Origin of the sequence: Bradyrhizobium sp., assembly GCF_035273305.1 — a bacterium.
Classification (GTDB): Bacteria; Pseudomonadota; Alphaproteobacteria; order Rhizobiales; family Xanthobacteraceae; genus Bradyrhizobium.
The window spans coordinates 1-10,550 of sequence record NZ_DATEPI010000212.1 but is presented as its reverse complement, the minus strand read 5'-3'; the positions used below and the strand labels follow the sequence as shown (position 1 = coordinate 10,550).

Sequence of the window (10,550 nt, the reverse complement as noted above, 5' to 3'; positions counted from 1 at the left end):
GGCCTCCTTGATGACCTCCGCGATGCCGACAATCTCCTTGCCTTCGTTGGAATGATAGAAGAACACGCGATCGCCCTTTTTCATCTTCACCAGGTTTTGCCGCGCGGTGAAATTGCGCACGCCGGTCCAGGCTTCGCCCTTGGCACCCTTTTCCACCTGCTGATCCCACGACCAGCTTGAAGGCTCGGATTTCACCAACCAATACGCCATTGTCATCCCTCCGCCCTGAACGGGCGCGTCAGCAGACTTTCGATCGCGGCCTCGATAGTTACAGCCCCGCTCAGGACCGCCGCAACCGCATTCGATACCGGCATATCGACGTTTTTCGAAGCCGCCAGTTCGGCCAGCACCGGTGCGGTAAACTCGCCCTCGGCAAGTCTGTCGCGCGGCGGCCGTTGCCCGCGCCCGAGTGCGATCCCGAGCGCCAGATTGCGCGATTGCGGGCTGGAGCATGTTAAAATCAGGTCGCCCAACCCCGAAAGCCCCGCCAGCGTTTCGCTGCGGGCGCCGCAGGCGCGTCCGAGCCGCAACAACTCGCTGAAGCCGCGCGTCGTCAGTGCCGCCTGCGCCGAGGCGCCCAATCTACGGCCGATCACGATGCCGGCTGCGATCGCGAGTACGTTTTTCGCAGCCCCGCCGATCTCCACCCCGCGAACATCCGTGGTGTGGTACGGCCTGAAAGTCGGAGAACCAAGCGCTTGAACCAGCCCGCTGGCTAGTCCTTCATCGGCCGCCGCCAAGGTCACGGCGGTCGGAAGGCCGCGCGCTACGTCTTCGGCAAAACTCGGCCCCGACAAGATGGCGGGAATAGCGGACGGTGCGGCTTGCCCTATCACATCGGTCATGAACTCGTGAGTCCCGCGCTCGATGCCCTTGGCGCTCGCGACCACCGGCGTCGCGTGGGCGAGGTGAGGCGCCAGCGCTGTGACCGCCTCGCGCAAACTCTGCGCGGGCGTCGCGATCAGCATGATGTCGGCGCTGGCGGCGAGCGCGAGCTCGGCGGTCACGTTCACGCGAGCGTCGAGAGGCGCACCGGGCAATTTCGGATTGATTCGCGAGGACGCGATCTGCGCCGCGCGCGCCGCATCGCGCGCATAAAGCACGACCTCGCGGCCGGCCCGCGCAGCAACGTCGGCGAGCGCCGTGCCCCAGGCGCCGGCGCCGATGATGGAGACCGAGTTGAAGCGCGGCATCGTCCCGCTCAACCTCGCCCCCGGCGCGCCAAATGCGTGCTGGAGCGATCAGTTTTGCATGAAAACTTCAAAACCCGGCCCGCGTGTTGGCAAATCCCGCCGGCGCTGTTGCATTGCTGTCGAGCAGCCAGCGCGCGCGTGGCGCGGCATCCATCGCATCGATCAACCCGAGCGCCAGCCGCTCCGCGCCAGCCCAGGCGATCATCGCTCCGTTGTCGGTGCAAAGCGCCGGGGGCGGTATAATCAGCGTGGTCTGTGCCCTGGCCGCAACGTTCTGCAACGCGCTTCGAATGGCCTGATTGGCGGCCACTCCACCGGCCGCGACCAGCGCGCGAGGCGGACCGAACTGTTGTTCAAACAGCCGCAAGCCAACGCTCAGCCTGTCCGCCGTCGATTCCAGTACGGCTGCCTGGAACCCGGCGCAGAGATCGCGGATGTCCTGCGGCTCGATCGGATTGAGCCGGTTGGCCTCATTGCGCACCGCCGTCTTCAACCCCGAGAGCGAGAAATGCGGTTCGCTGCGCCCCAGCATCGGCCGCGGAAACGCGAACCGTTGCGGGTCGCCGGCCGCAGCGGCGCGCTCCACCTCCGGGCCTCCCGGATAGGGCAGGCCCAACATCTTCGCCACCTTGTCGAACGCTTCGCCCATGGCGTCATCGACGGTGGTGCCAAGCCGCACATACTTGCCGACGCCGATCACGGCGACGATCTGGGTGTGACCGCCGGAGGCAAGAAACAGGCAATACGGAAAAGCCAGCGCGCAGGTCAGGCGCGGCGTCAGCGCGTGCGCCTCAAGATGGTTCACCGCGATCAGGGGCGTGGCATGCACCATGGCGATCGCCTTGGCCGTGGTGAGGCCGACAATCACGCCGCCGATGAGACCGGGACCCGCGGCGGCGGCGACTGCCGAAAGGCCTGCGAACTCCACGCCGGCATCGTTCATGGCGCGCTCGACAAGCCCATCCAGCACATCGACATGAGCGCGGGCGGCGATCTCTGGCACCACCCCGCCGAATGCGGCGTGCTCTTCGGTCTGCGAGCGCACGATGTTGGATAGAATCCGCCCGGACCCGTCGCTCGCGCGCTCAACCACGGCGGCCGCGGTTTCATCGCAGGTCGTCTCGATTCCCAGCACCAGCATTGACGTCCTGCTATCCGGTTGCGCGTCGCGCGGCATCTCGATCACCCCATTCCGGTTAGCATTGCGGGGTCGCAAAGTGCAATCATCCGTTGCTGATGAAGGCCCGTAGTCTTAGAGCTTTGCGTATGGCTGTTCTCGTTACCCGTCCGCATCCCGACGATGAGACCACCGCCTCGGGCCTGCGCGCTAGGGGCTACGAGGTGCTACAGGCGCCGATGCTGCGATTCGAACCGATCGCCTTCAGCGACGATGAAGATGGTCAATACGGCGCGGTGATCGTCACCAGCGCCAATGCCGTGCGTGGACTCGTTCCGCAGCTAAAAGGCGGCAAGCTGCTGCGGCTCCCGCTGTTTGCGGTAGCAGAACATGCTGCCGCCGTCGCGCGCGCCGCCGGTTTCGAAAACGTGATTTCGGCAAACGGGGACGCCGCAAGCTTGCGTGATCTTGTGCTCGCACGCGCGAAGTCGAAACAGCTGAAGAAAATCCATCCGCTGCTCTATCTTGCCGGCGCCGATCTGGCGCGCGATCTCGGCGGCGAACTCGGAGAGCGCGGCTTCACAGTGGTCACGCGCACGACCTACCGTATGTCCCCCGTGCCGAACCTGCCGCGTCAAATCTGTGAAGCGTTCGCCGCCAGCCGGATTGAGGCGGTGCTGCATTATTCGAGGCGCAGCGCGCGCGCGTTCCTCGAGGCGGCGCGCAACGGCGGCGTCGAAATTTCGGCGTTGGCGATCCCGCAATGCTGCATTTCCGATGGCGTAGCGGCGGTGATGCGCGAGGCCGGCGCCACGCAGGTGATGGTTGCGGCATCGCCCGATGAAAATGCCTTGTTCGGAGCGTTGGACCGTGCTTTGCGCCCGGTAACGCGCTAGACAGTGCTTTTGGGGCCAAGCGCCGCGCTGGACTCGATTTGAACCGTTCGTCTGCCCAGGCTGCAATAACCGGTTCAACAGATAGGGAACTCGTAGGGATGGTCGAGGAGAGGCTTGAGGATACCGAACCGGCGCCGGAATCCGGCCGCAGCAAGCGGCCGCCGCCCACTATCGAACTGCAAGCCACCGAAGTATCCGGCGAAGCGCCCGATAGCGGCGCGGATGCAGAGTCAAAACGATCGTCGCATCGGTTTCGGCGAGAGGCGCTCTCCTCGATCGTCATTGCAGCCGTGTCCGGCGCCTGTGCGGGCGCGCTGGTGATCGGCGCCATGTGGCTGTCGGGATGGCCGAATGTGGGGACGCCGCCCGCCGCTCCGGCGCAGTCCGCGACCAACACCGCTGTCGTCGACGATCTCGCCGCCCGACTCGGCCGCATCGAATCCCAAGTGAAAAATGCTCCAGCGTCGGATTCGGCTGCAGCAGCACGACTCGACGGGCTGGACAAAGCGGTGAGCGCGGTGCGCGACGAAATCACGGGCTTGCGCGCGCAGTCGGGGGATCTCGCCGCTGCGATCAAGGACCTCAAATCGGCGCCGCGCGAATCTGCTGCATCGCCGGAGCTTGCTGAGATCAACCGACGAATCGCGGGACTGGAAAGTGCGATCCGCGCGCAAGGTGCCGAAATCGCCCAGGAGAATGGAAAGCCTGCGGACGATGTAGCGCTGCGCCGGATGGTCACCGCAGCGTTGTTGGAAACGCTGGTTCGGACCGGCGAACCGTATTCCGAGGCATTGGCGGCCGCGAAATCCCTTGCACCTACGCCGGACGCTCTCAAGCCGCTCGAAACCTTTGCCGCCACCGGCGTGCCGAGTCCGGCCGTCCTCAGCCGCGAGTTGCTGGCGCTGATTCCGAAATTGTCACCGCCGGGCCCAGCGAACCAGACCACCGGTTCGGGCCTGCTGGAACGTCTGGAGGCCGGTGCTGCGAAGCTGGTCCGAATCGAGCGCACCAACACGGTCGGCAACGAGCGCGGCAATGTTGTTGCACGCGTGACTGCGGCTGCGCTGCGAAACGACTACAGCGAAGCGCGGCGTGAGCTGAAGACGCTCGCGCCGGCCGATCGCGTCGCCGCACAAAGCTGGATCGAGAAATCCGATGAGCGCGATGCCGCGCTCGCAGCATCGCATCAGTTCGTCGCCGCGGCCATGACGACGCTCGCCGAACCAGCGCAATAGGAATTCCATGTACCGGATCGTAGTTTTTCTGCTGTTGATTGCTGCCGCCGCGGCGGGTGCGGCTTGGATAGCCGATCAGAGTGGCAATGTGATGCTGTCATGGGACGGCTGGAGGCTCGAAACCTCCTTGCCGGTTTTCGCGCTGGCGCTTGGCGTCACCATCGTCGCGGCGACTGTCGTGTGGAGCATTTTGCGGGGGCTGTGGCGCGCTCCGCAAAAACTGCGGCGCAGCCGGCGGGAGCGGCGTCTGGCGAGGGGTCGGCACGCAATCACACACGGGTTGCTCGCAATCGGACATGGCGATGCCGCCGCCGCCCGCGCGCATGCCGACGCAGCCCGCAGGCATGCCGCAAACGATCCGCTGGCGCTATTGCTGCACGCGCAATCGGCCCAGCTTGAAGGCGACCGCGAAACCGCAAAGGACGCGTTCCGCGCGATGGCCGAACGCGAAGAGACCCGGCTATTGGGGCTACGCGGGCTGTTCATCGAGGCGCAGCGCGCTGACGATCCGGTCGGCGCGGTGATGATCGCCGAAGAGGCGCTGAAGCTTGCGCCAGCTTCGACCTGGGCCTCGCATGCGGTGCTCGGATTTCGCTGCGCAAGGGGAGACTGGAACGGCGCGTTGGCAATTCTCGATACCAATCTCTCATCCGGCTTGATCGACAAGCCAGCGTATCGGCGGCAGCGCGGCGTTCTATTGACGGCGCGCGCGCTGGAATTGGAAAATGTCGACCGTGATCGGTCGCGCGACAGCGTGATGGAAGCCATAAAGCTCGCGCCAACCCTGGTGCCGGCCGCCGTGCTCGCCAGCAAATATGAAAGCGAGGCGCATCAGGTCCGGCGTGCGATGCGGATCGTGGAGACCGCGTGGCTCGCACAACCGCACCCCGATCTCGCGGATGCGTATGCGCATGTCAGGCTCGGCGACTCCGCCCGTCAGCGGCTGGTGCGGATCGAGACGTTGGCTGCGAAAGCACCCGGTCATCTCGAGAGCGCTTTGGCTGTCGCTCGCGCCGCCATCGACGCTTCGGAGTTTGCCCGCGCGCGCGAGGCGCTGGCGCCATTCATCGCCGCGCCTACGCAGCGCGTAGCCATGCTGATGGCGGAAATCGAGCGCAACGAGCATGGCGACAGCGGTCGGGCGCGGGCCTGGACCTTGCGCGCGGTGCGGGCGTTGCATGATCCGGTGTGGACCGCGGATGGTTATGTCAGCGATCGATGGCGGCCGGTCTCGCCCGTCTCGGGCCGGCTCGATGCGTTTCAATGGCAGACGCCACTGGCGGCATTGCCTTCAGAGAAGAATGCCGCAATCGAAACCGCCGAATTCAACGAGCTGACGTCAACACCGCTCGTCGAGCCACCGCGCGAACCGCCGTTACAGCCGGTCACGGCGCAAGACAATTCGCCGCTGAACTCCAATTCGCAGTCGCACTCTCCGCCAAACCCTGCTGAGATCCAACCCGCCGCCGCCTCGCCGGCAGCATCGGCGCCGGTTCAGGCCGAAGCTGAAACCGTGACGGCCGCTCCACTTTTCCGGCAGCGGCACGAGATGCCGAAGTCCGCGTCACCCAGCGTTCCGCCTGTAATTCCGATCGTGCGGCCGCCCGATGATCCCGGCATCGATGACGAGCCCGCGGCTGACGAATTCGCCGAGCGCCTAGGTCCGTCGCAGGGCCAGGCCGGCGGCTGGCGCGGTTTCCTCTCCCGCTGGGGCGGCTGAGCAACGTTTCGAGCCAACTTCCTGGTCGGTTCGCGCCGGGAAAACGCGTCAGGACGCGGTCCCTGCCCTCGCGCCGCCGCCTTTTTCTTGCAAAATCGGACCGTGACCGATATCAGGTCCGTGCGTTTTCGACCGTCTGCTGAATGCGCCACATTGGTTCGCCGCAATAGCTCAGCTGGTAGAGCACGTCATTCGTAATGACGGGGTCACAGGTTCGAATCCTGTTTGCGGCACCAACCGCAGTCGGTCCGCTGTGCCGATCGGCGATATCGACCGCTCACTATGTGTCAGACAAAACCGATCTGGATTTCATCAAGCGCGATACCGGCTGGCTTAGCGCTCCAGGTCTGCCCCGGGATGATCGGCATGGCCTTGGTCAAGGTGCCAGTGCTCACTATTTCACCGGCCGCGAGCTGTGGATTGAGCGGATCGTCCGCCAGCAACTGAACCAAATGCCCAAGCGCGGAAAGCGGCCCATCCAGCACGTTTCCAGCTTGGCCATGATCGACCAGTCGACCGTCACAACTTAGATCGATTTCGAAAACAGAAAGAGTACGCTGCCATTCCGCAGCCTTCGGCGCGAACGGATGACGAGGGCCAATCAACAGAGCCCCATGCAGGCCGTTGGCAGCAATCGTATCAGCCGCAGAAAATTTCCAGCCCGGAAAGATCGACTGCACGATCTCGAAACCTAGTGCGACCCATTGGATACAGGAGCTCAAGGCGCTCTCGTCCATTTCAGCCGAGGGCGCCGCAGACAGGCCAAACACAATCTCCGGCTCGATGCGTGGCTCGGCAAACCCGTAGAGCGGCAACGTTGCGATCGCGGCAAGATCATAAACAGTGCGCTCGAATAAATAGCCCCAGATCGGCGCATAAACCCCGTATTGCGCCCAGATCGTCCGATTGGTGAAGCCTATCTTGCGGCCGACCGCGTTTGAGCCGCTCGCTTCGTACATTCGCTTGACCAAGGGGGTCACCCGATAGGCCTGATCGACAGCCAATCCGCCGGGCCGAGAGGAAAATGGTGATATCTGCCGGGCGGCACGAATCGCGCTGAACGCTTCCGCGCCGATGTCATCGAGCCTTCCAGTGCTTTCGAGCTTGGTCGCGGGATAGATCATGTATTGCCTGCGCTCCCATTCGGACATTCCCAGATGGTGCCAACACCACACCACTAGCAAGATACTTACCGTGTCCACGGTGCCTCGGGCTTCAGATAGACGATCAGGCAACAACAACAGATTCCCAGTCCAAGCACTGGGAATTTCAGGGCCGCAAAGATTGCTACCCCGAAAAGGCACAGCGTGACGACCGATCGGATGTGCATGATCCTGCGCACAGTCGCTGGCACTTCGTCGCCTGGCGCGCCGTCTACCAGCTCGCGGATCAGAAATATGTATGTCGCATTTACGAGAAAGAATACCGCCGCATAAAATGCGACAGGCTGCGGCGCGAGTTCACTCACGGCCATCCACGCGGTGGAGAGCGGAAGTAGTGAAACCGAAAACAAATGCGCGAAGTTAAACCACATCAAGCGGGGCGTCGCTTCTGTGGCATAGCGCATGAGATGATGGTGATTGGCCCAGACGATAGCTATGAAAACATAGCTTACAGCGTAGCTAAGCCAGGTCGGCCATAACAACATCAGCGCCTGAAAGGTTGGTTGCTCCGGCGGGCGGAGTTCTAACACCAGCACGGTGATAAGGACGGCGAATACGCCATCGGAGAATGTGCTCAGTCGCTCCGGGGTCGCTCGGGTGCGCACGATCGTTCGCCTCTGCCCGCCATAATTACCTTGCAAAGCTTTCCGACAGTTCTAGCAAGAACAAACGCAGCCGCGCCACCGAACAGGAATTATTTTTTTTCCGATGTTGGCGCAGGGCCAATGGACGGTATGAGCCATGCGATATTTTGCCGGCATGATCGGACTAGCGTTAGTCGTCGCGATATCGATTGCGAACGCCTGGTCGCAAGAAGTTGCTTTCCAAGCAACTCGCGCAGCGTTTCGCAAGCCAAAGTCGCACGAGATCAAATCAATCGAGAAATATTGCGAGGCTGCGCTCGCGACGTCGTCGTTTCCGGAACGCGATAAACTCATGAGGCAAGCCATCCAGTTGATGGCGGCCGATAAGCGGGTCGAAGCGAACGTTGTTTTGAAGCAGGTCAATTCACTCGAACAATCGGACGCGAACCTTGCGGCCGTGATTTGCAAACCGAGATAGCGAGCGAAAGCAAGGATCGGCACACCAGACCAAGGTAACTCCCGTGCTTTCCTTCCGCCGCTTTGGTCTCGATCGGCGGCTTCGACTGACCGCACATCGTCCGCTTCACGCGCGATAATGTCGCAGGCTCGGGCTTCACGTTCCTGAGAAATGTGAAGCCGCTCACATCGGAATTTCGCAATCAGCTTATTAGACCGAGCGAGCCTGCTTACAGGAGGCATCTATGTCTGTACGTGACAACCAGAGCCTACCAACTCGCGGTTTCGACTGGCCGGGCATTGCGCGGATTGCGATCCTGCAGATATTGGTCCTGCTCGGATTGACCGTCGCTGTGGTCCGCTATGTCAGCTGGTCGTCCGAGGCTGCGTGGGAGGAATTTTCCGGGATCAGCAAACCTTCCGCGCTCGAGGCAAAATCTCACCCGCGATCGCCGACGCGCAGTGAGACCGTCAAGCGCGGAGGCGCTTGCCCCCGCAGCGCTTGATATGAGGGCGGCGTCAAATGCTGAAGGGGGTTACCTGGAAACCGTCTGCACCACGCTGCTCACCGAACGCGGGCTGGCGACCGGCAATTTGACTTGCTTGAGAACAGCCTCGTCGTATTCGGGCAGCGTTTGCAGCGGCGCCTTCGCTTTCATCTGCACCACCTTGTAGCCCCCGGCCTTCAGACGCTGAAGCAGGCTGGGCAAGGCTTCGGCGGTGTGCTTCTGGAAATCATGCATGAGGATGATGCCCTTGCCCTGCTTGTCGAGCTTGGTCATGACGGTATTGACGATCTGCGCAGCGTCCTTGGCCCTGAAGTCAAAGGAATCCAGATCGCATGAAAAGATCGCGATGTTCCGGGTGCCAAGATAGGTCATCGCGCCGGGCCGATGCTGCAATTCCGGAAACCGGAAGAACGGCGATGGCTCGGCACCCAGCGCCAGCTTGACGGCGCTGTAGCCTTTTTCGATCTCGTCCTTGGCAAGCTGCTCAGTCATCTTCTTGCCATTGAGGTTCGCATGCGACCAGGTATGGGCGCCGACTGCGTGTCCGGCCGCAGCCACTTGCTTGAGTATTTCGGGATGGTAGGTGGCGTGCTTGCCGATCGAAAAAAACACAGCCTTGGTGCATTCGTCCGCAAGCGCCTTCAGCACCGCGGGCGTATTGCCCGGCCACGGACCGTCGTCGAATGTCAGCACGACTTCCTTGTCGGTCAGGAAATCGAGCTGCTTGAAATGCTGAAAGCCGAATCCGGGCCCACCGGTGGTGTCGACTTCCACGACGCGGCTCACGCCGAGCGCATCCGGATTGACGCAGGCGGTATTTGGCTGCGGCATGGCAACCGGGGCCGGCTCCGCGATCGCTGCGGTGACCTCAACATCCTCGCGCGGAGAAATCTGCTTGCCGGGCGCAGACGCCGCAAGCCGCGCTGCCGGGACGCTGACGCTGTTCGGGGCGGCCAGTTCCAGCCGCGGCGAGGAGGTCCAGAGCCAGATGCCCGAAATGACAAGGGCTAAGACGAAGCTCGCCAGCATCAGAACTAGCGCATTGCGCATGGTTACTCTTTCCCGAAATGCCCAGCGTTTTCGCTAGACCATTAATGGGAAATAGTTGTTAACGCCTCATCAATGCGGCGCTGTTCCGCTCACAAATAGGGCGCCTCGAACGCCATTTCGCCGTTGCCGAAGTTCAAAGCGTGGCACAAATGCGTTGCCGCCCTGATCTGACCGAATTACAAAGCTACAAGGCTAGGCAACGGCGAGGCGTAACATCATGGCCAGATACCTGCTTATTGTACCGCTCGCCCTGATGGCGTCGACCGCCCTAGCCCAGCAGAAAGAGCACGATGCCTGCGCGCGCGACGTCTCGCGCCACTGCCGCACTCACATGAATGAAGGCGACCAGGTCGTGCTGGCTTGCCTGAAGCAAAATCGTGCCCGGCTGAGCAAGGCCTGCCTCAAGGTTTTGAGCGAGCACGGCCAGTAACAACTTCTTCAGGCTGAACACGCCGTCCGCTTGGCTGCTTGCCGCGCCATGCCCTGCTCTAGCCTATTCTTCTGGCGCGCTTTCACGCGAACCGAGGTCCACCTCGCTCAAAAGCGCTCTAAAAACTTCAGGTGCTGCTGCCGGCAGCGGTGGCGACCGGCAGCACTTCGTTGGCGGCGCGGTCGGGCGTTTCGTCT

The 10,550-nt window shown here is 62.6% G+C and carries 12 protein-coding genes and 1 tRNA gene; 7 read left to right on the top strand and 6 right to left on the bottom strand.

Annotated features, from left to right (window positions below):
• From VJV58_RS14480 to tsaD, 3 genes are all read right to left on the bottom strand, one after another.
• Positions 1–210, bottom strand: a 210-nt coding sequence (locus VJV58_RS14480; protein ID WP_324138049.1) for an EVE domain-containing protein, incomplete at its 3' end; no start/stop codon positions are given.
• Between the two features lie 2 nt (positions 211–212).
• Positions 213–1,193 (bottom strand): NAD(P)H-dependent glycerol-3-phosphate dehydrogenase, encoded by a 981-nt coding sequence (locus tag VJV58_RS14475; RefSeq protein ID WP_324138048.1) that lies wholly within the window; start codon positions 1,191–1,193, stop codon positions 213–215.
• A gap of 67 nt (positions 1,194–1,260) precedes the next feature.
• The gene (tsaD, locus tag VJV58_RS14470; protein WP_324138050.1) at positions 1,261–2,334 is read right to left on the bottom strand and encodes a tRNA (adenosine(37)-N6)-threonylcarbamoyltransferase complex transferase subunit TsaD; all 1,074 of its coding nucleotides are present in this window, start codon (positions 2,332–2,334) and stop codon (positions 1,261–1,263) included.
• Positions 2,335–2,513: 179 nt separating this feature from the next.
• Here tsaD and VJV58_RS14465 point away from each other — a divergent pair, with 179 nt between their 5' ends.
• From VJV58_RS14465 to VJV58_RS14450, 4 genes are all read left to right on the top strand, one after another.
• Entirely contained in the window at positions 2,514–3,206 is a 693-nt protein-coding gene (locus tag VJV58_RS14465; protein WP_414641495.1) for a uroporphyrinogen-III synthase, read from the top strand.
• Positions 3,207–3,304: 98 nt separating this feature from the next.
• Positions 3,305–4,441 (top strand): hypothetical protein, encoded by a 1,137-nt coding sequence (locus VJV58_RS14460; protein WP_324138046.1) that lies wholly within the window; start codon positions 3,305–3,307, stop codon positions 4,439–4,441.
• Positions 4,442–4,448: 7 nt separating this feature from the next.
• Positions 4,449–6,161 carry a heme biosynthesis protein HemY gene (locus tag VJV58_RS14455; RefSeq protein WP_324138045.1) on the top strand — a complete coding sequence of 571 codons (1,713 nt, stop codon included), beginning with the start codon at positions 4,449–4,451 and terminating at the stop codon, positions 6,159–6,161.
• Between the two features lie 160 nt (positions 6,162–6,321).
• Positions 6,322–6,397, top strand: a tRNA-Thr gene (locus tag VJV58_RS14450).
• 51 nt (positions 6,398–6,448) lie between these two features.
• Here the strand turns inward: VJV58_RS14450 and VJV58_RS14445 are convergent.
• Both VJV58_RS14445 and VJV58_RS14440 read right to left on the bottom strand, forming a co-directional pair.
• On the bottom strand, positions 6,449–7,363 hold the full coding sequence (locus tag VJV58_RS14445) for a hydratase (protein WP_324138044.1): 915 nt from the start codon (positions 7,361–7,363) through the stop codon (positions 6,449–6,451).
• A complete protein-coding gene (locus VJV58_RS14440) occupies positions 7,351–7,929 on the bottom strand; it encodes a TMEM175 family protein (protein ID WP_324138043.1) in 579 nt (192 codons plus the stop codon). Before VJV58_RS14440 ends, VJV58_RS14445 begins: the two co-directional genes overlap by 13 nt.
• A gap of 136 nt (positions 7,930–8,065) precedes the next feature.
• Here VJV58_RS14440 and VJV58_RS14435 point away from each other — a divergent pair, with 136 nt between their 5' ends.
• Complete coding sequence (locus VJV58_RS14435) at positions 8,066–8,386, top strand: hypothetical protein (RefSeq protein ID WP_324138042.1); 321 nt, start codon at positions 8,066–8,068, stop codon at positions 8,384–8,386.
• Positions 8,387–8,609: 223 nt separating this feature from the next.
• Positions 8,610–8,870 (top strand): hypothetical protein, encoded by a 261-nt coding sequence (locus VJV58_RS14430; protein ID WP_324138041.1) that lies wholly within the window; start codon positions 8,610–8,612, stop codon positions 8,868–8,870.
• Positions 8,871–8,900: 30 nt separating this feature from the next.
• Here VJV58_RS14430 and VJV58_RS14425 read toward each other — a convergent pair whose 3' ends face one another.
• Positions 8,901–9,923, bottom strand: coding sequence for a polysaccharide deacetylase family protein (locus VJV58_RS14425; RefSeq protein ID WP_324138040.1), 1,023 nt, complete (start codon positions 9,921–9,923; stop codon positions 8,901–8,903).
• Positions 9,924–10,140: 217 nt separating this feature from the next.
• Here VJV58_RS14425 and VJV58_RS14420 point away from each other — a divergent pair, with 217 nt between their 5' ends.
• The gene (locus VJV58_RS14420) at positions 10,141–10,353 is read left to right on the top strand and encodes a hypothetical protein (protein ID WP_324138039.1); all 213 of its coding nucleotides are present in this window, start codon (positions 10,141–10,143) and stop codon (positions 10,351–10,353) included.
• Positions 10,354–10,550 lie beyond the last annotated feature (197 nt).